General features: G+C 38.7%; 26 protein-coding genes and 1 tRNA gene. 1 reads left to right on the forward strand and 26 read right to left on the reverse strand.

Features of this window, described 5'->3' with window-relative positions; all coding sequences use genetic code 11:
- Nucleotides 1–163 precede the first annotated feature (163 nt).
- The 3 genes from ACTO1Y_RS05625 to pbp2a all read right to left on the reverse strand — a co-directional run bounded on the left by ACTO1Y_RS05625 (nucleotide 164) and on the right by pbp2a (nucleotide 3,187).
- Nucleotides 164–235: transfer RNA gene (locus ACTO1Y_RS05625), tRNA-Glu, on the reverse strand.
- A gap of 68 nt (nucleotides 236–303) precedes the next feature.
- Nucleotides 304–780, reverse strand: a complete 477-nt coding sequence (locus tag ACTO1Y_RS05630) for a sigma factor (RefSeq protein ID WP_303942057.1) — start codon at nucleotides 778–780, stop codon at nucleotides 304–306.
- A gap of 181 nt (nucleotides 781–961) precedes the next feature.
- Nucleotides 962–3,187, reverse strand: coding sequence for a penicillin-binding protein PBP2A (gene pbp2a, locus ACTO1Y_RS05635; RefSeq protein ID WP_441348622.1), 2,226 nt, complete (start codon nucleotides 3,185–3,187; stop codon nucleotides 962–964).
- A gap of 88 nt (nucleotides 3,188–3,275) precedes the next feature.
- Between pbp2a and ACTO1Y_RS05640 the strand changes: the two genes are divergently transcribed.
- Nucleotides 3,276–4,151 carry an RluA family pseudouridine synthase gene (locus tag ACTO1Y_RS05640; RefSeq protein WP_441348623.1) on the forward strand — a complete coding sequence of 292 codons (876 nt, stop codon included), beginning with the start codon at nucleotides 3,276–3,278 and terminating at the stop codon, nucleotides 4,149–4,151.
- 69 nt (nucleotides 4,152–4,220) lie between these two features.
- Here ACTO1Y_RS05640 and gap read toward each other — a convergent pair whose 3' ends face one another.
- The 23 genes from gap to secY form a co-directional block, all read right to left on the reverse strand.
- Nucleotides 4,221–5,231 carry a type I glyceraldehyde-3-phosphate dehydrogenase gene (gene gap, locus ACTO1Y_RS05645; RefSeq protein ID WP_006151032.1) on the reverse strand — a complete coding sequence of 337 codons (1,011 nt, stop codon included), beginning with the start codon at nucleotides 5,229–5,231 and terminating at the stop codon, nucleotides 4,221–4,223.
- 164 nt (nucleotides 5,232–5,395) lie between these two features.
- Entirely contained in the window at nucleotides 5,396–6,697 is a 1,302-nt protein-coding gene (locus tag ACTO1Y_RS05650) for an ABC transporter permease (RefSeq protein ID WP_235083664.1), read from the reverse strand.
- The gene (locus ACTO1Y_RS05655) at nucleotides 6,666–7,349 is read right to left on the reverse strand and encodes an ABC transporter ATP-binding protein (protein ID WP_441348624.1); all 684 of its coding nucleotides are present in this window, start codon (nucleotides 7,347–7,349) and stop codon (nucleotides 6,666–6,668) included. Before ACTO1Y_RS05655 ends, ACTO1Y_RS05650 begins: the two co-directional genes overlap by 32 nt.
- 161 nt (nucleotides 7,350–7,510) lie before the next feature.
- Nucleotides 7,511–8,422: an XRE family transcriptional regulator gene (locus ACTO1Y_RS05660; protein WP_441348625.1), complete on the reverse strand. Its 912-nt coding sequence runs from the start codon at nucleotides 8,420–8,422 to the stop codon at nucleotides 7,511–7,513.
- Nucleotides 8,423–8,555: 133 nt separating this feature from the next.
- The gene (adhE, locus tag ACTO1Y_RS05665; protein WP_303942065.1) at nucleotides 8,556–11,207 is read right to left on the reverse strand and encodes a bifunctional acetaldehyde-CoA/alcohol dehydrogenase; all 2,652 of its coding nucleotides are present in this window, start codon (nucleotides 11,205–11,207) and stop codon (nucleotides 8,556–8,558) included.
- A 288-nt stretch (nucleotides 11,208–11,495) separates the two neighbouring features.
- Nucleotides 11,496–11,909: an MORN repeat-containing protein gene (locus ACTO1Y_RS05670; RefSeq protein ID WP_006151082.1), complete on the reverse strand. Its 414-nt coding sequence runs from the start codon at nucleotides 11,907–11,909 to the stop codon at nucleotides 11,496–11,498.
- The gene (locus ACTO1Y_RS05675) at nucleotides 11,902–12,339 is read right to left on the reverse strand and encodes a low molecular weight protein-tyrosine-phosphatase (protein WP_254727308.1); all 438 of its coding nucleotides are present in this window, start codon (nucleotides 12,337–12,339) and stop codon (nucleotides 11,902–11,904) included. The genes ACTO1Y_RS05670 and ACTO1Y_RS05675 overlap by 8 nt, the downstream gene beginning before the upstream one ends.
- Before the next feature lie 48 nt (nucleotides 12,340–12,387).
- The gene (gene yajC, locus ACTO1Y_RS05680) at nucleotides 12,388–12,708 is read right to left on the reverse strand and encodes a preprotein translocase subunit YajC (protein WP_006151030.1); all 321 of its coding nucleotides are present in this window, start codon (nucleotides 12,706–12,708) and stop codon (nucleotides 12,388–12,390) included.
- 116 nt (nucleotides 12,709–12,824) lie between these two features.
- Nucleotides 12,825–14,801 (reverse strand): transketolase, encoded by a 1,977-nt coding sequence (gene tkt, locus ACTO1Y_RS05685; RefSeq protein ID WP_254727306.1) that lies wholly within the window; start codon nucleotides 14,799–14,801, stop codon nucleotides 12,825–12,827.
- 118 nt (nucleotides 14,802–14,919) lie between these two features.
- Nucleotides 14,920–15,540, reverse strand: a complete 621-nt coding sequence (locus ACTO1Y_RS05690; RefSeq protein WP_441348626.1) for a ribonuclease P — start codon at nucleotides 15,538–15,540, stop codon at nucleotides 14,920–14,922.
- Nucleotides 15,541–15,594: 54 nt separating this feature from the next.
- Nucleotides 15,595–16,551 carry an RNA-binding cell elongation regulator Jag/EloR gene (gene jag, locus ACTO1Y_RS05695; RefSeq protein ID WP_006151065.1) on the reverse strand — a complete coding sequence of 319 codons (957 nt, stop codon included), beginning with the start codon at nucleotides 16,549–16,551 and terminating at the stop codon, nucleotides 15,595–15,597.
- A 14-nt stretch (nucleotides 16,552–16,565) separates the two neighbouring features.
- Nucleotides 16,566–17,381: a YidC/Oxa1 family membrane protein insertase gene (locus ACTO1Y_RS05700; protein ID WP_441348627.1), complete on the reverse strand. Its 816-nt coding sequence runs from the start codon at nucleotides 17,379–17,381 to the stop codon at nucleotides 16,566–16,568.
- The gene (gene rnpA, locus ACTO1Y_RS05705) at nucleotides 17,356–17,727 is read right to left on the reverse strand and encodes a ribonuclease P protein component (RefSeq protein WP_025170053.1); all 372 of its coding nucleotides are present in this window, start codon (nucleotides 17,725–17,727) and stop codon (nucleotides 17,356–17,358) included. Before rnpA ends, ACTO1Y_RS05700 begins: the two co-directional genes overlap by 26 nt.
- A 306-nt stretch (nucleotides 17,728–18,033) precedes the next feature.
- Nucleotides 18,034–19,371, reverse strand: a complete 1,338-nt coding sequence (locus ACTO1Y_RS05710) for a PFL family protein (protein WP_254727303.1) — start codon at nucleotides 19,369–19,371, stop codon at nucleotides 18,034–18,036.
- A gap of 9 nt (nucleotides 19,372–19,380) precedes the next feature.
- On the reverse strand, nucleotides 19,381–19,647 hold the full coding sequence (locus ACTO1Y_RS05715) for an ACT domain-containing protein (protein WP_006151049.1): 267 nt from the start codon (nucleotides 19,645–19,647) through the stop codon (nucleotides 19,381–19,383).
- Between the two features lie 259 nt (nucleotides 19,648–19,906).
- Nucleotides 19,907–20,293, reverse strand: a complete 387-nt coding sequence (rplQ, locus tag ACTO1Y_RS05720) for a 50S ribosomal protein L17 (protein ID WP_004251124.1) — start codon at nucleotides 20,291–20,293, stop codon at nucleotides 19,907–19,909.
- An 11-nt stretch (nucleotides 20,294–20,304) separates the two neighbouring features.
- Nucleotides 20,305–21,240, reverse strand: a complete 936-nt coding sequence (locus tag ACTO1Y_RS05725) for a DNA-directed RNA polymerase subunit alpha (RefSeq protein ID WP_441348628.1) — start codon at nucleotides 21,238–21,240, stop codon at nucleotides 20,305–20,307.
- A 43-nt stretch (nucleotides 21,241–21,283) separates the two neighbouring features.
- Nucleotides 21,284–21,667 carry a 30S ribosomal protein S11 gene (gene rpsK / locus ACTO1Y_RS05730; protein ID WP_001118385.1) on the reverse strand — a complete coding sequence of 128 codons (384 nt, stop codon included), beginning with the start codon at nucleotides 21,665–21,667 and terminating at the stop codon, nucleotides 21,284–21,286.
- Nucleotides 21,668–21,684: 17 nt separating this feature from the next.
- Nucleotides 21,685–22,050, reverse strand: coding sequence for a 30S ribosomal protein S13 (gene rpsM / locus ACTO1Y_RS05735; RefSeq protein ID WP_006151054.1), 366 nt, complete (start codon nucleotides 22,048–22,050; stop codon nucleotides 21,685–21,687).
- 17 nt (nucleotides 22,051–22,067) lie between these two features.
- Nucleotides 22,068–22,184 (reverse strand): 50S ribosomal protein L36, encoded by a 117-nt coding sequence (gene rpmJ, locus ACTO1Y_RS05740; RefSeq protein ID WP_001808836.1) that lies wholly within the window; start codon nucleotides 22,182–22,184, stop codon nucleotides 22,068–22,070.
- Between the two features lie 24 nt (nucleotides 22,185–22,208).
- Nucleotides 22,209–22,427, reverse strand: coding sequence for a translation initiation factor IF-1 (gene infA, locus ACTO1Y_RS05745; RefSeq protein WP_001029883.1), 219 nt, complete (start codon nucleotides 22,425–22,427; stop codon nucleotides 22,209–22,211).
- Nucleotides 22,428–22,544: 117 nt separating this feature from the next.
- Complete coding sequence (locus ACTO1Y_RS05750; protein WP_441348629.1) at nucleotides 22,545–23,183, reverse strand: adenylate kinase; 639 nt, start codon at nucleotides 23,181–23,183, stop codon at nucleotides 22,545–22,547.
- A gap of 155 nt (nucleotides 23,184–23,338) precedes the next feature.
- On the reverse strand, nucleotides 23,339–24,649 hold the full coding sequence (gene secY, locus ACTO1Y_RS05755) for a preprotein translocase subunit SecY (protein WP_006151075.1): 1,311 nt from the start codon (nucleotides 24,647–24,649) through the stop codon (nucleotides 23,339–23,341).
- Nucleotides 24,650–24,656 lie beyond the last annotated feature (7 nt).

Genomic DNA, 24,656 nt, shown 5'->3' on the forward strand with positions numbered 1-24,656 from the left:
AACTTCCGTTATAGTGCCCTGCACATTGGTTCGTCTTGTTCAGTTTTCAAAGGTCTTTGTCGCGCTTGCGACAACTATATTAGTATATCACAGTCGTTTTTCTCTGTCAACAGGTTTTTTTAACTTTTTTAAAATCCTATCAACCTTAACTGCGATACACTCATAGTCCGTACGGGATTCGAACCCGTGTTACCGCCGTGAAAAGGCGGTGTCTTAACCCCTTGACCAACGGACCCTGAGCTTTTCAACTCTTTCTATTATACCTACTTTTTGACGCTTGTCAACTGGTTTTTCTGATTTTTATTATTTTGGAGCGAAATCTTTTAAAACCAGTTGTAATTCTTTGAGCATTGCTTTTCTACCTTTGAATCGTTCATCTGCTAATAATCGCTCGAAATGTTCTCGCTTCTCCTTTCCTAATCCAGATTCGTATTTCTTAAGCATTTCTTGGAGAGCATAGGAATCATCTAAGCACAGACCTCCTTCACGTAATCTGTGACTAATTTCACTCACTTCCTCATAGGTTTGACGATCCAATTTTCTTTTATAGCTTTCTTGCTTTCGGACTGCATCTAGAATTCGATTCCGAAATTTTGTTTTAAAGTAAATATAGAATTGTTTATCTTTTTTCTCTTCAAATTCTGGGTAACTTTCTAATAGTTCATGAAGGCAAATCATTCCTTCTTGATCCCAATCTTCTCTTTCCCATAGATGTAAATAGTATTCTTTTCGACACTTATGCACGATAGCTTTGACTTCTTCATAATTTTTTTCTAACATCTTTACCCTCCTTTTCTGCATTCAGTATACCAGAGATAGGTTTTGTAAAAGCTGTTATTTTTTCTTTTGTCTGTAATCTTGCCTAAGCTTATTCCTCGGATGCCATTCCATATCTTTCAGGTATTTTTTCTGTTACTTCAGGGGACAAAAAATGACAAGAATAGTTCTTGTCATTTAAAAATTATTGGAACAAATCTACTATTGTATCCCAAATTGTTTTTGCTTTTTCTTTAATTTTAGCATCTGAAATCGCTCGTTCTGCCTCATCAATAAGATTCTGAGCGCGACCTTGGATATCAGTTATTGAATCTCCGGATTGCGTGCCCCCATTATCACTTGATTGATTTGGAATATTTTGTGGAGCAATTCCGTTTAACTTATAGGCATTCTCTACTTTAAAGGTACTTCCCGGTGTATAAGGAAGGATTGTTTCAGCCATACTTCTAAAGATATGTGCTGCACCATTCGAAGTCGATCCTGCTAGATAATGACTCTCGTCAGTAGTCGGGAATCCAAGCCAGTGACTAATCACTACATCAGGCGTATATCCGATAACCCATTGGTCACTTGTATACACTGGGTTAAAGGCTGCTTCAGTTGTACCAGTTTTTCCTGCCATAACATAATCATCTGGCGAGGAACGTATTCCTGTACCATTTGTAAAGGTCCCTAGCATCATACTAGTCATTTTATCAGCTACTGACTTATCGATTACTCGTTTTTGAGAATTTTTGTGAGTCGCAATGACTTGTCCACTTGCATTTTCAATTCGTGTAATAAAATGCGCTTCAGGCATCAATCCATCATTTGCAAATGCTGCATAAGCCTGGGCCATTTGTAGTGGGTTAGTTTCCACGCCACCACCTAGAGCTACACCTAACACACGATCCACATTCGTTAAATCAAGTCCAAATCTTTCACCTGATTCAAAAGCCTTGTCGATGCCAAGTTGTTTAACTGTTGCTACAGCAGGGAGGTTTAAAGACTCGGCTAAGGCTTGATACATTGGAACTTCTGGTGACGTTTTGATCCCTGCATAGTTATCGACCTTGTAATCACCATACTCCATAGTATGATTATCCAACTCTTTATTTAGAGCCCAACCAGCTTCGACTGCTGGGGTATAGACAACTAAGGGCTTAATAGTTGAACCTGGACTTCTTTTTGATTGAGTTGCGTAGTTGAAATTTCGGAAGCCCGCTTTATCATCTCCTGCTACACGACCAACAACTCCTCGAACTCCTCCTGTTTTTGGTTCTAGAGCAACACTGCCAGACTCAGCATGAGTTCCATCTTCTGCGGTTGGAAAGAGAGCTGTGTTTTCATAAATGACTTGCATATTAGCCTGGTAATTCTGATCTAATTCCGTAAATATACGATAGCCGTTGTTCACAATTTCTTCTTCAGTTAAATTATACTTTTCAATTGCTTCATTAATAACAGCATCAAAATAGGATGGATATCGGTAGTCTGAAACTTTACCTTTATAAGCATCTTGCAGTTGAGATGCCATGTCAACACCCGAAGCTTCCGCTTCTTTGTCCTTATCAATATAACCAGCAGCTACCATATTTTGCAGAACAGTATCCCTACGATTAGTAGAGTCCTCAATTGAATTCAAAGGGTTGTATAATTCTGGTCCCTTCAGCATTCCTGCTAAAGTCGCAGCTTCATCAAGTGTTAATTGAGAGGCTGAAACTCCAAAGTATTTTTTACTTGCATCCTCAACACCCCAAACTCCATTACCGAAATAGGCATTGTTCAAGTACATGGTTAGGATTTCCTTCTTGCTATATTTTTTGGTTAATTCTAAAGCTAAGAAGAATTCTTTGGCTTTTCTCTGCACAGTTTGGTCTTGCGAAAGATAAGCGTTTTTCGCTAACTGTTGGGTAATTGTAGAACCACCACCCGAACGACCAGCTGTTAGGATAGCCAGGAAAAAGCGTCCATAGTTAATTCCACTATTTTTATAGAAACTTCTATCTTCTGTCGCAATAACAGCATTCTGCAAATCTTCACTAATATCCGAAAGTTCGACATAGGTCCCTTTTTGGCCTGATAGGGCACCTGCTTCTTTTTCTTCTCTGTCAAAAATCAGAGTACGTGTTTTTAAAGCGTTTTGTAAGTCTGTAACATTCGTCGATTTTGCTAGGGCAAATAGATAGACCCCAACAAAAAGGCTTGCACTTAGTCCTATGATCAGAAAGATCTTTGTCAGATGATAACGGCGCCAGAATTTTCGAATAGGACCAACTGCCCCAGATTTCTTTCGCCCAGCTCTTGAACGGTGTAAATTACTAGACTCGTTACCTTCATGTTCAACTTCGTTAGTCTCTGTTTCTTCAATTTCAGATTCTTCTTTCTTAAATAAAGAAAGAAATTTTTCAAATAATGTATCTAATTTCATGCGTATATTTTATCATCTTCCCCATAGGAAGACAAGAATTTAGCTAGTTCCCCTGTCCAAATAAACTAATTTTTGTTACAATATCTTTATGAAATTTACCTTTACTATCCCTGAGTCTCTACCCGAAATGACAGTTAAACTTTTCCTGGAAGAGCAACTGTTAATCCCTAGAAAAATACGTCATTTCTTGAGAGTTAAGAAACATATCCTTATCAACAAAAGAGAAGTTCATTGGCACCAAGCTATCAAAGCAGGAGACGAATGCCAATTAATTTTCGATGAGGAAGATTATCCTAAAAAAGAAATTGCTTTGGGAAACCCCAATCTTGTAGAAGAAGTCTATCAAGACCAACATTTGATTATTGTCAACAAACCCGAGGGTATGAAAACGCATGGAAATCAACCCGATGAGATTGCTCTTCTCAATCATGTCAGCGCCTATGTAGGTCAAACTTGCTATGTTGTCCATAGACTAGATAAAGAAACTAGTGGTCTCGTACTATTTGCTAAAAATCCGTTTATATTACCTATTCTAAATCGACTATTAGAAAAAAAAGAAATTTCTCGAGAATATTGGGCTCTAGTTGACAGAAAAATCGAGGCTAAAGAACTTGTCTTCCGAGATAAAATCGGTCGCAATCGACACGACCGTAGGAAACGGGTAGTGGATCCAAAAAACGGTCAATACGCCGAAACCCAAGTAACTCGTTTGAAACAATTTCAAAACAAAACCAGTCTCGTTCAGTGTAGATTGAAAACAGGACGTACTCATCAGATTCGAGTTCATCTAGCTCACCACGGACATCCAATTCTTGGAGACCCTCTCTATAACCCACATTCAAAAGTTAGCAGACTGATGCTACACGCATTCAAACTATCCTTCGTCCACCCTCTAACTTTAAACAAGTTAAGTTTTACTGCGCTATCAGATACATTTGAAAGAGAATTAAAAAAAAATGGATGATAAAACCATCCATTTTTATTATAAGCAAAAAAGCAAGACCAGTTGGTCTTGCTTTTATCGACTCAAAAATTATTTAGCGATTTTAGCGAAGTATTCAAGAGTACGTACAAGTTGTGCAGTGTATGACATTTCATTGTCGTACCATGAAACAACTTTAACCAATTGTTTACCGTCAACATCAAGAACTTTAGTTTGAGTTGCGTCAAACAATGAACCGTAAGACATACCTACGATATCTGAAGATACGATTGGATCTTCTGTGTAACCGTATGATTCGTTTGAAGCTGCTTTCATAGCTGCGTTCACTTCATCAACAGTAACATTCTTTTCAAGAACAGCTACCAATTCAGTAACTGATCCAGTTGGAGTTGGAACGCGTTGTGCAGATCCGTCAAGTTTACCGTTCAATTCTGGGATTACAAGACCGATAGCTTTAGCAGCACCAGTTGAGTTAGGAACGATGTTAGCTGCACCAGCACGAGCACGACGAAGGTCACCACCACGGTGTGGTCCGTCAAGGATCATTTGGTCACCAGTGTAAGCGTGGATAGTAGTCATCAATCCTTCTACAACACCAAAGTTGTCTTGAAGAGCTTTAGCCATAGGAGCCAAACAGTTTGTAGTACATGAAGCACCTGAGATAACTGTTTCAGTACCGTCAAGAACGTCGTGGTTAGTGTTGAATACAACTGTTTTAACGTCGTTTCCACCAGGAGCAGTGATAACAACTTTCTTAGCTCCACCTGGGTGCAAGTGTTTTTCAGCAGCTTCTTTCTTAGCAAAGAAACCAGTTGCTTCAAGAACGATTTCTACACCGTCGTTAGCCCAGTCGATTTGTTCTGGATCACGTTCAGCAGAAACTTTAACGAATTTACCGTTAACTTCGAATCCGCCTTCTTTAACTTCCACAGTTCCGTCGAAACGACCTTGAGTTGTATCGTATTTCAACAAGTGTGCAAGCATAACTGGATCTGTAAGGTCGTTGATGCGAGTAACTTCAACACCTTCTACGTTTTGGATACGACGGAAAGCAAGACGACCGATACGTCCGAAACCGTTAATACCAACTTTAACTACCATTAGTGATTTCCTCCTTATGAAAATCATGAAAATTTTATTGTGAAAAGAGTAACTTGAATCACTACAAATCACCTTTCAACGTTCTTATTATATAACTATTTAAGCTAAATTGCAAGTACTGGCCTTGATTTTCAAACTACTTTCTTTTTAATACCGTGCTCCCCCTATTCATAGCGTAAAGATTCCACTGGATCCATTTTGCTAATCTTACGTGCTGGGAAGAAGGCTGAACCATAGCCAAGAAAGAAAGCAAAAACCAAAGTCCCTAAAATAGAGAGAAGATTTAATTCAAAAACTTTAGAGATTGATGGATAGAAATGGTGAACAATAACATTCGCTAGACTGCCTATCCCTTGAGCAATGATGAAAGCTATAAACAAGGCAATTCCTACAATCCAAAGAGCTTCGTAGATAAAAATTCCTTTCACATCTCTATTTTGATAGCCAACGGCCTTCATGACACCGATTTCCTTGGAACGTTGCATGATATTGATATAAATGATGATGCCTATCATAACTGCTGCCACCACAATCGCTTGTGAAGAAAGCACAATCAGTAATCCCTGGATGACACGAATAAAGGTAATCACAATATCAAGAACAGCCTGTTGAGAAAGAACTGTATACTTCTTATTTTTCTGCAATTCTTCTGTTACTGTTTTCGTACGAGATGGGTCTTTGAGTTCCAAAATAAAATAAGATACAGTCTTTGTAAATCCAGCTTCTTTCAAAATCGTTTCCATTTGATAGGCTGGCATAAAACTGTTACTGTCCTCCATGTCATCTTCATCATTGATCACACGTACAATATGAGTTTGAAATTGAGAAGTCTTGCTACCTTCAGCAGCATTTTCTACAATGGTTGCCGATACTTTTTTGCCAATAACATCACTAGCTGTCAGATTGTTCCCTGTTTGTTCATTCCAATTTTTGAGCAAACTCATCGGAATCGTTAATCCCTGTTCGTTAACATCCGTATAAAGAGAGCCTGCTAGCACTTTTTCTTTTTCATTGCTAGTAACAGAAATACTTGTATCTTCATACAAACTCACGACCTGAGCATAAGAAGGCAGGGCTTGGCTAAAATCCACTTCGTGTCCGTCTATGCTCATCTTTGACATGGTCATACCAAAGGGACTCTCTAGATATTTAATATTTTCTTTCCCAATTGTATCTGTGATATAGTTCTTATCTTCTTGGTTTAGAAAACCTCTTCCAGCAACGCTTGAATTCAGTGCAATCTGAACTTGGGAAGGGAGCTTACCTCCGTTGGTATTTTCATCAATCATCGAAATCAAGGCATTCCCTAGACCAAAAGAAATCAACACGCCTACAAAACCGATCGAGGTTGCTACTGCAATCAACAAGTTTCGCCATTTTCTTTCCATAAAGTTACTTAAAGAAAGTTTGAATTTATTTTTAAAGGATAATCCTTTATTTTTTGACTTCTTCAACGACTTCACCATCCTTCATTTTGATAATTACATCCGCATATTCAGCTACTTCTGGGTTATGAGTCACAATCAGTACTGTTTTCCCAGATTTGGCCAAACTTTTAAATACTTCTAATACAATTTCTTGGGATTGAGAATCCAGTGACCCTGTTGGCTCATCAGCTACAATCATATCCGGCTGATTGACCAGAGAACGCGCAATGGCTACACGTTGCTTTTGACCTCCAGAAAGTTGCTTGACATTCTTAGCCATAAAAGGTTCCATTCCTAAACTGACTAGTTGCTCTTGAGCTATTCTTGTCATTTCTTTATCGGATAAATCTTTGACATAGAGAGGCAACTTTACATTGTCCAAAACAGACTGGTGGGGAATAAGATTGAAGTTTTGAAAGACAAATCCAATATTATCTTTGCGAAATTGAGTTAGTTCAATCTCTGATAGCTCACGGAGTGAGGCTCCTTTAAATTCTAAAACTCCTTCATACTCTCTATCAAGACCACTGATGATATTGAGTAGACTGGTTTTGCCACAGCCTGACGGACCATAAATCGCCGTGATTTTCCCTTCAGCAATCTGCAGGTTAATATTTCTTAGAGCCTGCTCTTTATACTTGCCATCCAAGGCGTAAAATTTTGAAATATTTTTAATGGATAAAATGGACATGGCATCTCCTTTAATCACTTGTGATATCGTATAACGATACAAACTATATTTATCAATCAGATTCAAAAGGAATCAAAAAATTCCTTTCTCTTTTTTACGAATTCATTGTAACAAAAAAGCGACATTTCCCCAATGACAGAAATGTCACTCCTATAAACCCTTTAACAATATCTTTCTAGGTCCTCAGCCCATTCATTATCTAAACTAACGAGTAACTGCTCATTACCAAACATTCTCGCCATCATTTTTGCCTCCTCATACTTTTGTTTTGCTGTATCATAATCTGTCTGAATATAATATTTCCACTCCACCATCAAGACAATCGGTTGTTTTTGAAAATCTCGTGTTTTTTGCCCTATTTTATTTAAGGCCTCAACCGATCTTTTAAAATAATGAAACAGTCCCATAATCTCTATACAAGTTAAAGAAGCTAACAAGGAGTCTCTAAGCAAATCCAAACAATCAAACTCTATCTTATCAATCTGCGAACTCAGTTTTTCATGAAAATAGAGAATATTCTCATGCTCAGATTCTTTTATTTCACCCGCTTTCAAACCATCCATTAAGTTACATACAAAATACAACCTCAGTCTTAATAGCTCCTCCGCTTTATATACATCTCTGGATAGTAGGTTCTGCAGACCATTTTCAAGCACACTTTCACCATATAAGGAATTACCAGTTGCTCTCACTTCATCTATAGCTTGAAGACAATCCACTAGTACTTTCTCATCACTTGGCAAATCATCATAAAAACATTCAAAAATCTCATCAAAATATTCTTCCTTCTGCTCCTGTAACTCTTTGTCTCCATAGTCAGGATGATGAAGAAGAAAGTATTTTAATTCTTGGTAACGCTTGGGTAATTCCTTATAGTCTGGCATCAAGACATAAGATGGAATGCCTAGCCTATCCGCAATGTATTCTAGTGTTTTTATCGTAGGACGAAATTCTCCTTTTTCGATGCGGACCAACTGACGAACTGACAGTTCTGACTCATCTCCACAAAAAACTGGACGACTAAGTCCTTTCTCTTCTCTAAGAAGTCTTACCTTTTCCCCTAAATCATTCATCTCTTACATTTCTCTCTCAGCTCGATACAAAAACTTTGATAGTCAAACAAACATATACACTTATTATAACATTTTTCAATAAAATGTACAAAAAAAGAGACAGGATTACTCCTGTCTCTAGGCTGATAATCTATTATTTACGACGTCCTGGACGTTCTGCATAACCATAGTAAGCATCTGCCATGATTTCTTCCATGTCAGCTACCATTGGCAAGCGTGGGTTTGCAGGTGAACATTGGTCTTCATATGCAAGCAAAGCAATTTCATGCAAGCTATCTTTCCAAGCTTTTTCATCAATTCCTTGATCCTTGAAGTTCATCTTGATACCTACTGCAACACCAAGATCGTAAACCGCTTTGGCATAAGCTTCAACTGCTTCTTCTGGAGTTGAGTGAGGCAAGCCAAGCATTCTAGCAATATCTTGGAATTTTTCGTCAGCTTTCCAGTAGTTGTATTTAGGCCATGTAGTAGTCTTAGATGGGCGAGTACCGTTGTAGCGGATAACGTATGGAAGCAAGATTGCATTTGTACGTCCGTGAACAGTATGGTGAACAGCACCAATCTTGTGGGCCATTGAGTGACTCATACCAAGGAAGGCATTAGCGAAGGCCATACCAGCCATTGTAGATGCATTGTGCATTTTTTCGCGAGCTTCTGGGTCTGCTGTCTTAACTGATTTTTCTAACCATTCAAAGACAAGCTTGATTGTTTGAAGCGCGATACCATCTGTATAATCGTTAGCGAAGTTTGAGGTGTAAGCTTCAGTAGCATGAGTCAACACGTCCATACCTGTATCAGCAGCGATGAAGTCAGGAACTGATTCAACCAAAGCAGGGTCAACAATCGCAATCGTTGGTGTCAATGAGTAGTCAGCCAATGGATATTTACGGTTGTTTTTCTTATCAGAGATAACGGCAAATGGTGTTACTTCTGAACCTGTACCTGAAGTTGTTGGGATACCGATGTACTTCGCTTTCTTACCAAGTGATGGGAAGCGGAAGGCACGTTTACGGATATCCATGAATTTTTGAACCAAGTCACGGAAGTCGATTTGTGGTTGTTCGTAGAAGAGCCACATTACTTTAGCAGCATCCATCGGTGAACCACCACCAAGAGCGATGATTGTGTCTGGTTCAAATGCTCTCATCACTTCAGTACCACGTTCTACGGTTGTGATATCTGGATCTGGTTCAACATCTGAGAAGACTTGGACAGTTACACGGTTGCTACGTTTGTTCAATTGGTCGATAATACGTTGAACGAAACCGAGTTTTTCGATAGATTTGTCTGTAACAATCATAACTCGTTCAATATCTTCACATGTTTGAAGGTATTGGATAGAATTGCGTTCGAAGTAAATTTTTGAAGGAACTTTAAACCACTGCATATTATTTCTACGTTTCCCTACTTTCTTGATGTTTAGAAGGTTAATAGCGCTCACGTTATCACCAACTGAGTTGCGTCCGTATGAACCACATCCAAGTGTTAATGATGGAATGAAGGCATTGTATACGTCACCGATACCACCAAAAGTAGATGGAGAGTTCCAGATAATACGCATTGCTTTGATTTCTGTACCAAAGCGTTTAGCTAGCTCTTCGTCTTTTGTATGGATAGCTGCTGAGTGACCAAGTCCATTGAACTCAACCATTTGACGAGCTTTTTTAAGTCCATCTTCAGTATCTTCAGCTTTCAATACTGCAATGACTGGTGAAAGTTTTTCACGAGTCAAAGGCTCATTTTCTCCAACTTCTGCACATTCTGCAGCAAGGATATTAGTTTCTGCTGGCACTTTGAAACCTGCTTGTTCTGCAATCCATGTTGCTGGTTTACCAACGATATCAGCATTCAATTTTGCTCCAGCACAGTTCTTGCTGTTTGCTTTAGCGCCAAAGCAGAATTGTTCCAAGAGAGCTTTTTCTTTTTTGTTAACAAAGTAAGTGTGGTAAGATTTGAATTCTGCAACAAATTCATCATAAACTTCTTTATCAATGATAACTGCTTGCTCAGACGCACAAACCATACCATTGTCAAATGATTTAGACATAACGATGTCATGAGCTGCTTGACGAAGATCAGCTGATTTTTCGATATAGGCAGGAACGTTTCCAGCACCTACTCCCAGAGCTGGTTTCCCACATGAGTAAGCAGCCTTAACCATGGCATTACCACCAGTAGCAAGAATAGTTGCAATACCATCATGATTCATAAGAGCAGCTGTTGCTTCCATAGATGGTTCTGTAATCCATTGTACACAGTTTTCAGGAGCTCCAGCAGCAATCGCAGCATCACGAACAATTTGAGCAGCGTGTGCAGAAGATTCTTGAGCAGATGGGTGGAAAGCAAAGACGATAGGATTACGTGTCTTTAATGAGATCAAAGCTTTAAAGATTGCTGTAGAAGTTGGGTTTGTTGTAGGTGTAACTCCACAGATAACCCCAACTGGTTCTGCAATTTTAGTCAAGCCAGTAATTGGATCATCTTCGATAACTCCAACAGTTTTAACACCGCGCATGTTGTTTACAACGTGTTCACAGGCAAACAAGTTCTTTGTAGCTTTATCTTCAAATACACCACGTTCTGTTTCTTCGATTGCATGTTGAGCAAGAATTCCGTGTGCATCAAGTGCTGCAACAGATGCTTTTGCTACGATGTAGTCAACTTGCTCTTGGTTCAACTTACGCATTTCTTCAAGTGCAACTAAACCTTTTTGTACCAAACCATCTACGTGCTTCTCTGCAGCAAGTTGTCTTTGTTCAGGTGTTACAGTTTTTTTATCAGCCATATTTTCCTCCATAGCCATCAAGGGTTAAAATCCTTTGTTAAATTTTTCACAAGTTTATTATAACTCTTTTTTTATACTTTGTAAACAGTTTCATAGATATTTCACAAAGAATTTTCATTTTATTGTGATTTTTTTATCAAACTATTGTTTTTATGCACTCTTTTATCAAACTTTGTGAAAATATTATTGAAATTATTTTATTTCACAAACTTTTTTATGGTATTTTTAATACAAAAATCAAGGAAGCGCTTTCTTTTTACCCTGATAAAAGACCTCCTTATCAGGAGGTTATTGTGCTTGTTGGAAGAGCCCTTGTTTAAAGTCACCTTCATAGACAACTTCTTGCTCTGTAGTCAGTTTTCCTTTTCCTTCAGCTTGGCCGTTAACAAAATCACCTTCGTAAACCCAGCCATCCTTTGCTTGGTAGGTACCTTTACCGTTAAATGCTCCATTTTTAAATTCACCAGTATAAGTGTCGCCATTTGAGAAGGTCATTGTGCCTTGACCATTCATCTTTCCACGGACGATGCTCCCATCGTATACAATTGAGTCACCATCTAGCTTTAGGACTCCTTGCTTGGGCATATTCCCTACAAATACAAAAATTGCACAAAGAACTATGATTACTACCGTCGCAATTTCTAAACGAGGACGCGTTATATAGACACTGTATTTATCATAGAGTTTCTTTAAATTATCCATTTTTTGCCTCATTTTCTAAACGTGATAGCCATGCTTGGCAACCAGCTAAAACTCGATCATAAGTTTCATTGAAATCACCTGTATACCATGGATCTGGAACACTTTCAGAAGCGAACGCTTCTATCTTGTGCTGTTGTTTTTGAGGACACATTCGAGTCAAGTCAAGGAGATTCGATTCGTCCATACCAATGATATAATCAAAATATTCAAAATCATCCTTAGAGATTTGTTGTGATGTTTTTGATGAATCATAAGGAATACCGTGAGTTTTAAAGATTTTCTGAGTTCCTTTGTGAATTGGGTTGCCGTGTTCCCAAGAAGAAGTTGCTCTACTCTCAATCTCATATTCATCGGTTAAAGATTTCATCACAAATTCTGCCATAGGACTCCGGCAAATATTACCAAGGCAAACAAAAACAACTTTTTTCATCATTGTCCCTCATCTTCATAGAAAAAGGGGTATAAGATCAACCCCGTTTTATTCTTCAATCGCACTTTCACCGTCGATGACTGTACCTTCTGATGTAACAGCTTCTTTCAATGGCAAGACTGATTTGATTGCTCCGAGTTCAAAAGTCAAGTAAACTCCGTCTACATCAAGTACGATCGTTCTGTTTTCGGTATCAACTTCATCTACTGTACCGTATAAACCACCGATAGTAATGACTTCATAACCTTTTTGAAGTTTATTGAGACTCTCCATGCGTTTTTCAGCTTGTTTCTTTTGAGAACGTTGCATGAAGAACATCAAGCCGAACATCAAAACAAGCATAATCAAGAATGTTAAATTCCCACCCATTATTTTTTACTCCTTTGTAATTCAGATAAAACTACTATATCAAATTTCACTTGTTTTTACAAGATTATACCCTGGTTTTGGGACAATAAAAAACCAGAGCAAAGCTCTGATTTTTCTTACTTCAAGTTGTTTACAATTTCAACTAAGTTTTCAACTGTAAATCCATATTCTGCTAAAACTTTTGAAGCTGGAGCAGACGCACCAAAGGTATCAATACCGAGAACCGCTCCATCAAGACCGACGTATTTATACCAGTTTTGAGTTGCTCCCATTTCGACAGCTACACGGCGACGAACTGCATTTGGTAAGATTTCTTCTTTGTATGCTGCATCTTGTGCGTCAAAAACATCTGTAGATGGCATGCTGACTACGCGAACTTTTCCACCTTGGCTTGCCAATTCTTTAGCAGCTGCTACTGCTAAATTCACTTCTGAACCTGTTGCAATCAAGATAGTGTCAAAATCTGCTGCATTTTCATAGACAACGTAAGCACCTTTTGCAACCTTCTCGAAGTCTGTTCCTTCCTCAACAGTCAAGTTTTGGCGAGTCAAGACAAGGGCAGTTGGTGTTTTCTCACTCTTCACTGCGAGATACCAAGCTGCTTGAGTTTCACGCGCATCTGCTGGACGGAAAACGTTGAGGTTTGGAATCGCACGAAGGCCTGCCAAGTGCTCAATCGGTTCATGAGTTGGCCCATCTTCACCAACTGCGATTGAATCGTGAGTAAAGACATAGGTTACAGGAAGACCTTGTAGGGCTGACAAACGAACTGCCGCTTTAAGGTAATCTGAGAATACGAAGAATGTTCCGCCATAAACACGAAGTCCACCATGAAGAGCCATTCCGTTCAAAACAGTTCCCATTGCAAATTCACGAACACCAAATTGGATATTACGGTTCAAGCGATTTGCATCGTCCTGAAGTCCGTCAGTTTTGATGTAAGTCATATTTGAATGAGCAAGGTCAGCTGATCCACCAAGGAAGGTTGGCAATTTAGCAGCTACTACATTCAAGGCATCCTGGCTTGAGTTACGAGTCGCTTGAGAGAAACCATTTTCTAAAGCTGGGAAGTCTTCTGGAGTCAATTCAACTGGATCGCGTCCTTCGATGATGGCTTCCACTTCTGCAGCCAATTCTGGGTGAGCTTCTTTATAGTCTGCAACTAGTTTTGTCCATGCTTCATATGCTGATGCACCACGGTCCGCAACATTTTGTTTGAAATCAGCATAAACTTCTGCTGGAATTTCAAATGGTTCGTAGTTCCAACCAAGTGCTTGGCGAGTTGCTGCAGTTTCATCCGCTCCAAGAGGAGCGCCGTGTACAGCATTAGTCCCTTGTTTGTTTGGAGAACCATAACCAATAACTGTTTTCACTTCGATTAAAGATGGTTTTCCTGAAGCCTTAGCTTCTTCAATAGCAGCATGAATAGCTTCTAAGTCTGTCCCATCTTCTACCAATGCTGTATGCCAACCGTAGGCATTGTAACGGTCACGAACACTTTCTGTGAAGGAATCTTTTGTCTCACCATCCAAGTTGATATCATTTGAGTCATAAAGAACAACCAACTTGTCAAGTTTTTGCAAACCTGCATAAGATGCAGCTTCACTTGAGACACCTTCCATCAAGTCACCATCTCCACAAATAACATATGTGTAGTGGTCAAAGATGTTATAACCTTCGCGGTTGTACTTAGCTGCAAGGAAACGTTCTGCTTGTGCAAAACCTGTCGCAGTCGCAATCCCTTGTCCTAGAGGACCTGTTGTTGCATCAACTCCTGCTGTATGACCAAATTCTGGGTGACCTGGTGTTTTAGAACCCCATTGACGGAAGCTCTTCACTTCATCCATGCTCACATCTTCAAATCCAGAGAGATGAAGAAGGGCGTAGAGGAGCATTGACCCATGACCTGCTGAAAGAATAAAGCGGTCACGGTTGATCCAGTTTGGTTGAGCTGGATTGATACGAAGTTCTTTAGTGAATAGGCTGTATGCCATCGGTGCAGCTCCCATAACCACCCCTGGGTGACCTGAGTTTGCTTTATTGATAGCGTCAATACCTAGAAAACGAATCGCATTAACAGATAGATTTGACATAGAAATTCCTTTCTCTTTGAGGTGATAAGTATACCACTCATCCTATTTTACTATTATATGAAAAAATACCTAGAATAGCAATAAAACAATTTACTATAAAATGACTCAGCCGATTAAACTAATTTCTAGTCGCTTGATAAAAAGGCAATAATTTTTTAAAAGTTTGGTCCAGTTCATCTAAAATCTTATCTAGAGTTTCTTCATCAGTCACTGGAACATCAGCTTTTATTAATACTTTGCGAATCTCTTGGTTAGATAACTGTTGTCTCAAAAGTTGTCTATTCTCCTCAGTAGCCTGCACTCTATAACTCTCATCGTTTTTCTGAACCCAATAATAGATTCCCTCAACCACTGGCACATCCAAAACTTTAGCCTGTTTTGATAAGGTAGCTTCATCTTTCTTTCTCTCTATAAAACTAACTTCTAAAGAGATTCCCCAATTATTCTGACTTCCATACAAACGAAGAGCCATCATGGGTTCCGCAACTGATCCTTCTGCCTGTAAATAAGCCCAAAAATGAGAGCGAAGACGTTGAGCTTGATTCATCCATTGACTGGTTGGGTGTAATTTCCAATCGGAATGCCTAGCTTGAAAACATTCAGCTAGGTGAGTAAATGACTTTCGTGCTCCCTGCCCTTTGCTACGCATGGATAACATTTTATCTCTTTCAACTCCTGCTTTGTCAGGGGTCCGGTACTGTTCTCCTTGATAAGCAAGATAATCTTTGATTTCTTTCATTTGATTCCTTCTTTAGTTAGAAAAAAATCAGGAAAACCTGATTTTTCATTTATCTTATTCAGTATCTACGACAACATAACGATTTGGTTCGTCACCTTCAGAGTAGCTCGTTACACCTTCCATTCGCGAAATGATACGATGGATAATTTTACGCTCGCTACTTGACATTGGATCTGTCATCTGACTACGACCTTCTTCCAAGACACGTGTAGCCAATTTCTGTGCGTAACTCTGCAAAACTTCTGCACGATGTTCCACATAGTCATTCACATTGATCGTGATGTAGAAAGTTTTTGAATAACGATTGTAAAGGTAATTTTGCGCTAGAAGTTGGAGAGATTTCAAAACCTTACCGTGGTAACCGATAATACGACCCGGCTCATTTGTATCGATTTGCATGTTGATAGAACGACGGTTAGAAGTACTAGAAATAGTTCCCTCAACATCCATATCATCAATGATTGCTTGAACATAGTCCGTCACTTCTTCAACAACCTTTTCTGTGTCGTAAGTCGGCTCAACTTTCAAACCAAGGTTTTCTAAATCACTACCTTGCTCTTCGTCAGCATTTTCTTGAATTTCTTCAGGTTGCAATTCTTTTAAAACAGCAATATGCCCTGTTTCCTCTAAAATCGTACTTGCTTCTTTATCGTTTTTAAGAATTTCAGCCTTGACTTCTTCAGAAATTTCTTGGCCTTCTTCTTCAATTTTCTTGATAGCCGCAACTACATGCCCTAAATCAACTGTCGCTTCACTGACTGTTTTAACTGGGTCATTTTGATCATTAATTTCTTTTGGAACGCCTTTGATAGCCTGCTGATTTGCTTTTACAACAGTAGTCTCACTAATTGCTTCGATATCAACTTGAGCTGGTTTCTTTCCGAAAAGTCCAAAAAATCCTTTTTTCTCTTTCGAAACAACCTTGATATGAGCTTTCATTCTCGGAATATTTAATTCATTCAATCCTTTTTGGATTGCTTCTTCAACAGTTGAACCTGTAAATAATACCATTATCAGATTTCTCCTTACTTTTTCTTTTTCTGTGCTTTCTTCAGAGCTTTTCTTTTCTTAGCTTCTAGATCTCTCTTAGCCTTCACATCCGCTTCACGCTCTTCAATGATTTTGAAAGGATTGTTCAGTAGGTAAGTTTGCAATACTTGATAAGCGTTTGAAACCGTCCAATAAAGAGCAACACCGCTTGGTGCAGACATTGCAAAAAAGAAGATGATGACAGGCATTCCATACATCATAGCTGTCATTGCACCATTTTTTTCAGGCAAGGCTTTGTTTGAAAGCCAACTACTGAAGAAAGTGAACAGGGCAGCTAAAATTGGCAATACCAAGGTCGTGTCAACTCCACCTAGATTGAACCACAAAAAATGGCCAGTCTTCAAAAAATCAACGTACGATAAGGCTTGGAAAAGAGCCAGTAGAATTGGCATTTGAATCAAAAGTGGCCATAATGATGCAGACTGCTTAATCCCTAATTCTTTAAATAATTTACGTGTTTCCTGATCTAGTTTAGTACGATTTTCCATATCGCGACCAGGATAACGTTCGCGCAATTCCTTTATTAGCGGTTGCGCTTCTTGCATTTTTCTGGATGCCACCATTTGCGTTTGAAAGACCGGTAATAAGATTGTTCGAATCAAGACTGTGAAAATAATGATCCCTAAACCAATACTTACATTAAAGGACAAAAAACGAATGGTTTCAGCAAAAAAATAAACAAGTTTACTCCAAACATCTGACGAATCAGCAGAGACTTCACTAGTTGCACAAGCAGTCATTACCAACAAGGACAAACCTAACAAACTAGTCAATTGTAATTTCTTCTTCACTCCTATTTCCTTCCTGGTATATCTTTGCTAATTTCAAAACATGAAGTAAGTTTTTTTCGATTTCTGCATATTCTAAAGTTTCAACGCCTTTTCGAGCAATAACAACAAAGTCTACATTATCAACTATCTGGTTACTATTTTCAATCAAAACATGACGAATTCTTCTCTTGATTTGATTTCTTGTTACAGCATTTCCTAACTTCTTGCTAACTGATAACCCTACTCGAAAATGTTGTTGCTGATTCTCTAACCGATAAATAACAAATTTTCGATTAGCTACACTTTTCCCCTCTTTAAATATGGCATCAAAATCTTTCTCTTTTTTTACACGAAAGCTTTTTCTCAAAAATCATACTCCATCTAATAAAACTATTACTATTATACCATAAAATTTCAAAAAGCCAATCATGGCAAGGTTTCGGGCTATTTGTGCCATAAAAAATGGCCATTTAAAAAATGAATGACCAGAATTCAGCGAAAATTTACTACTGTTTTCAAAATCAAAAACAAAAGTCACTCTTACGAGTGACTTTTGTCGGAGATTATTATGAAAAAGTTTAGGATTCTATTAAATAAAGTTAGGAGGTCTTTATTTAATGATTGTAGTATATACCGTTTTCCTTAAATTGAACTTAAAGCTTCACTTTTTTCTCTAATTTTTAAAGCTATGGATTGGAGCAGGAATCTGACCCCCACGAGAAATAAAATCAACAGATGATGCTTTGTTTACTTTCATAACTGGAGCAGTTCCTAAAAGACCACCAAACTCGATCATATCCCCTTCTTTACCTTTAGGAATAATGCGAACTGCAGTTGTTTTCATATTGATAACCCCGATAGCAGCTTCATCGGCAATCATAGCCGCAATGGTTTCAGCAGGAGTATCCTCAGGGATAGCAATCATATCTAAACCAACCGAACAAATAGCTGTCATGGCTTCTAATTTTTCAAGATTTAGGGAACCATTTTGTACAGCAGCAATCATGCCTTCATCTTCAGAAACTGGTATAAAGGCACCTGAAAGACCACCGACTTGGTTACAAGCCATAACTCCACCCTTTTTAACCTGATCATTCAACAGAGCTAAGGCTGCAGTCGTCCCATGAGTCCCAACAGTTTCCAGCCCCATTTCCTCGAGAACTCGAGCTACAGAATCACCTACTGCTGGAGTTGGCGCCAAGCTCAAATCTACAATTCCGAAGTCAACTCCAAGACGCTCGCTAGCCATTTGTCCAACTAGTTGACCGATACGGGTAATCTTGAAAGCTGTCTTTTTAACAGTTTCAGCAACTACATCAAAACTTTCCCCACGAACCTTTTCCAAGGCACGTTTAACAACACCCGGACCAGAAACACCTACATTGATGATAACATCTGCTTCACCAACACCATGGAAGGCACCCGCCATAAAAGGATTATCTTCGACTGCATTGGCAAAAACGACTAGCTTCGCAGCTCCCATTTCTGAAAGTTCAGCTGTTTCCTTGATAATTCGTCCCATATCAGCTACAGCAGTCATGTTAATTCCTGACTTGGTTGAACCGATATTGACAGAAGAGCAAACCTTATCTGTCTCTGCTAGAGCACGTGGAATAGAATTTATCAGAATTTCATCACCTTTTTGGTAACCTTTTTGTACCAAGGCAGAAAATCCCCCAATAAAATCAACACCTATTTTTTTAGCAGCTCTATCCAAAGCTTTTGCTAACACTACATAATCTGTCGCATCTGTTGCTGCTCCAATCAAAGAAATAGGCGTTACCGAGACGCGTTTGTTAACGATTGGAATCCCAAGTTCAGCTGCAATTTCATCCCCGACAGCAACTAAATTTGCGGCCTTGCTAGTTATCTTATCATAAATTTTATCTGCAGCCTTATTAATATCTGGATCTATACAATCTAGAAGTGAAATTCCCATGGTAATTGTTCTGATATCAAAATTCTGCTCTTCAATCATTGAGATTGTTTCAGTGACTTGTCTAATATCCATACACGCCTCCTAGATATTATACATAGCATCAAAAATCGCAGCACTCTGAATATTGATTTTGACATTCAAAGTCTGACCAAAAGCCTCAAACTCATTTCTCAAATGAGTAAAATCTTGTTTTTCTTCACTAGATACCACAGCCATCATTGTGAAGAACTCGTCCAAGACAGTTTGTGAAATATCATCAATATTTAATCCTAATTCAGCAATCTTAGTCGCAACACCTGCAACAATCCCACCTTTATCTTTTCCAACTACAGTTATGATAGCTTTCATATCGACCCTCCATTTTTAAACTATAGAAAATCTAATTTTGTGATTTTCTTTTTTCTCAGTATAGCACATTTACAACAAAAAAACTAAAAAACGCCTGCTTACGAAATTGTTCTTAAAAGAAAAAACAATTTCGTAAACAAGCGTCTACCGACCATCTTATGATGAGTGTTCCCGCTAGGACAAAAGTCCTAGCGGTAGACCAGAGCTAGACTAAGAGCACAGGGCTCCATCATCATAACACTCAACAAAATTGATGATTTTATACTAATTCAATGATCGCCATTGGCGCTGCATCACCACGACGTGGTTCAGTTTTAAGGATACGAGTGTATCCACCGTTACGGTCTGCGTAACGAGGTGCGATTTCTGAGAACAATTTTTGAAGAGCTGTAGTAGAAGTGTACTTGTCAGTTGCTTCATCATAGTTTTCAGATGCGATTTCATTACGTACGAAAGCAGCAGCTTGACGACGTGCATGCAAATCACCACGTTTACCTAGAGTAATCATTTTTTCAACAGTTTTACGGATTTCTTTAGCACGAGCTTCAGTTGTCACGATTGATTCGTTGATCAAAAGGTCAGTTGTCAAATCGCGAAGCATTGCTTTACGTTGTGAGCTAGTGCGTCCTAGTTTACGGTAAGCCATGTATTCCTCCTTTATTTATCTTTTAATCCAAGACCCAAATCATTGAGTTTGAGTTTCACTTCTTCCAAACTCTTGCGTCCAAGATTTCTTACTTTCATCATCTCTGCCTCAGATTTTTCTGTCAAATCATGCACAGTATTAATACCAGCACGTTTCAAACAGTTATATGAGCGTACAGACAAGTCAAGTTCCTCAATCGTACGTTCCAAAATACGGTCGTCCGATTCAGTATCAGCTTCTTTCATCACTTCTGCAGTTTTAGCAATCTCTGTAAGATTTGTAAACAAATCAAGATGTTCTGTCAAAATGCGTGCTGAAAGCCCTAAAGCATCTTCCGGAATAATAGTTCCATTTGTCAAGATTTCAAGGGTTAATTTGTCGAAACCATCATTGCTTCCTACACGAGCAGGTTCAACTTGATAGTTAACTTTTGTGACTGGTGTATAAATAGAATCTACAGCAAGTGTTCCAACTGGAGCATTATCTTTCTTGTTTTCATCAGCAGGTACATATCCACGACCACTGTTTACAGTCATAGTCGCTTTAAATGAAGCACCTTCTCCGATTGTGAAAAGATAATGATCTGGATTTACGATTTCGATATCACTGTCAGTCAAAATGTCTCCAGCTGTTACTTCAGCAGGACCTTCAACATCAAGTTCAATAGTCTTTTCGTCTTTTACATATGATTTAACCGCAATACCTTTAATGTTCAGAATGATTTGCATCACATCTTCACGAACACCAGGGATTGTATCAAACTCATGTAATACACCATCGATATCGATAGATGTAACAGCTGCTCCTGGAAGAGAAGCAAGAAGTACACGACGAAGAGAGTTACCAAGTGTTGTACCGTATCCACGTTCTAGTGGTTCGATAACAAACTTGCCATAATCTTTATTTTCATCAATTTTTGTTATATTTGGTTTTTCAAACTCGATCATTTAGTTACTCCCTCTTAAACGAAAAGCAGTGTAAAGGTAATGATTATACACGGCGACGTTTTGGAGGACGAGCACCATTGTGTGGCACTGGAGTCACATCACGAATTGCTGTTACTTCAAGACCAGCGGCAGCAAGAGCACGAATAGCTGACTCACGACCAGAACCTGGACCTTTTACAGTAACTTCAACTGATTTAAGACCGTGTTCTTGTGCAGATTTAGCAGCAGCTTCTGAAGCCATTTGAGCAGCAAATGGTGTAGATTTACGAGAACCTTTGAAACCAAGAGCACCAGCTGATGACCAAGCGATTGCATTACCATGCACATCAGTAATCATAACAATAGTGTTATTAAATGTAGCGTGAATATGAGCAATACCAGATTCGATATTCTTTTTCACACGACGTTTACGTGTTGGTTTAGCCAAGACTTTTACCTCCTATATTATTTTTTCTTACCAGCAATCGCAACAGCTTTACCTTTACGAGTGCGAGCGTTGTTTTTAGTGTTTTGTCCACGGACAGGAAGTCCACGACGGTGACGGATCCCACGGTATGAACCGATTTCCATCAAACGTTTGATGTTCAAGTTTACTTCGCGACGAAGGTCACCTTCAACTTTAATTGCATCAACTTCACGACGGATAGCATCTTCTTGATCTGATGTAAGGTCGCGAACGCGAATATCTTCTGAAATTCCAGCAGCTGCTAAGATTTTCTTAGATGTTGCAAGTCCGATACCATAGACATAAGTCAATGAGATAACTACACGTTTGTCATTTGGAATGTCAACTCCAGCAATACGAGCCATGTTTTCTCCTTTCTATCTTATCCTTGACGTTGTTTGTGTTTTGGATTTGCTGGGCAAATTACCATAACACGGCCATTACGACGAATAACTTTACAGTATTCGCAAATTGGTTTGACCGATGGTCTTACTTTCATTTCTTATCCCTCCAAGTTTTTCGATTATTTAAAGCGGTAAGTGATACGTCCACGTGTCAAGTCATATGGACTCATTTCGACAGTAACACGATCTCCCGCTAAAATACGAATATAGTTTTTACGAATTTTACCAGAAACTGTTGCTAAAATCTGATGTCCATTTTCAAGTTCAACCGTAAACATTGCGTTCGGCATTGTATCGACTACTTTGCCTTCAACTTCAATCACATCGTCTTTTGCCACGCAAAAGTACCTCCCTAAATTTCGATTTGATGCCTCTAGACACAGAGACAACAATTATAAGTCAGACTAACTCAGTATAACATTTGTCAAGACATTTTGCAAGTCTGAAAAACGCTTTTATTTCAAATTTGTCAAGACATTTTCGATATCTTTAAAGACATCATCGATATCTTGGTTACCTTCGATATCATGTACAAGACCTTTAGCACGGTAGTGAGCAATGATTGGTTCACCTTGAGCAATATTAACATCCAAACGACGTTTTACTGTCTCAGGTTTATCATCTTCACGTTGGTAGTAATCTTCCTCTTTGTAATCAACTGGTGGATTGAATACTTTATGGAAAGTCTCTCCAGTTTGACGATGAATGATACGTCCACTCAAACGCTCTAAAAGACTATCTGGATTTACTTCGATGTTGATGACACCTTCTAGCTCAATACCAAGTTCAGCCAATGTTTTATCTAAAGCATGTGCTTGTTCAATAGTACGTGGATACCCATCCAACAAGAAGCCAGTTTCTTTAATATCATCTTGAGAAAGACGTTCTTTAACGATTCCGTTTGTAACTTCATCTGGAACCAATTCGCCTTTGTCAATATATGACTTCGCTAACACACCCATTTCAGTTTGGTTAGCCATTGCTGCACGGAACATGTCACCTGTTGAGATGTGAGCAACATGGAATTGTTCAACAATTTTTGCTGCTTGTGTTCCCTTACCTGCACCAGGTAAACCCATAATCAAAAGATTCATGATTCAAACTCCTTTTTTATTTTTAAATAGAAGCAAAAATTCATTTCAACTCCTATTTAAAAACAAAATAGAAGAGAGGAGATAAAAATCTGACTAGGTCTTTGATTTTTACACTCCACTCTCTGAGCAATAGTGAATTTTATTTTCTATTACAATTATTCTGTTGTATCTAAGAAACCAACATATTTACGTTTCAATAGATAACCTTCCAATTGTTTAATTCCTTCAATACCTGTAGAGATAATGATGAGCAAACTTGTTCCCCCAAAAGCAACAACTTCTGAAAGGCCAAATAAATCTTTAGCTACTATAGGTAGGATAGAAATCACACCTAGGAAGATTGATCCGACTGTTGCGAGACGTCGAAGAAGTTTTGACATATATTCTTCTGTCCCTTTACCAGGACGGACACCATGGATATAAGCTCCACTCTTTTGTAAATTTTCTGCTGCTTTCTCTGGATTGATCTGTACAAATGTATAGAAGAATGTAAAGAGAATAATCAACAGAGCATACAAAGCAACACCTGTTGGGGTTGAAGTAGATACCAACTCTTGAGCTGTTTTTACCCATTCCCAATTAAGACCAGACGCACTTACGAATTGTAAGATTGCTGCCGGCGCTGCTGTAATGGAGCTGGCAAAGATAACAGGGATAACCCCAGCAGGGTTAATCTTCAAAGGAAGATACGAACTTGATGGTGCACCTTGAGCTACCTTTGTATACTGAATTGGTATCTTGTACTTAGCTTGTTCAACGTAAGTTGTAAAGTAAACAATCAACAAAACAGCAACGATTAAGATGGCAACGAAAATAAGAGACGATGTCAAACGACTGCTTGGTACATTGACAAAGTAATCCACATAGATGCCTTTAATCATATCAGGAATTGAAGCAACAATCCCTGCAAAGATAATCATTGAAACACCATTCCCGTATCCCTTATCTGTGATTTGTTCTCCCAACCAGGTCACAATCATACTTCCTGCGGTTAAAATTCCACCAATTACAAGGAATACTTGTGGTGTAAGTGGTACAGTCAAAAGTTTAGCTCCAGACAGAGCGTTAAAACCAGCAGTAATCCCGACTGATTGAACAAATGCAAGCACAAGGGCAATGTATCGAGTCGCTTGATTTAACTTTCTACGACCTACTTCCCCTTGTTTGCCCCACTCTACAAATTTTGGCAATAAATCCATTTGCAAGAGTTGGACGACGATTGAGGCTGTGATGTAGGGACTAACACCAAGTGCAAAAACTGAGAAGTTTTTCATGGCATTCCCTGACACCAAGCTCAACATATTCAAGAAGGATAGTCCACTCAAAGCGTTCAAGCTATTTGCATTTACCCATGGTACAGTAATGCTTGTACCGATACGGAATACAAATACGATAAAAATTGTAAATAGAATTTTTGATCGAACTTGTTTAACTTTGAATGCTTCTCTCAATAATTTAAAAAACATAGGTCAC

This window comes from Streptococcus sp. V728, assembly GCF_052077995.1.
Taxonomy (GTDB): Bacteria; Bacillota; Bacilli; order Lactobacillales; family Streptococcaceae; genus Streptococcus; species Streptococcus infantis_B.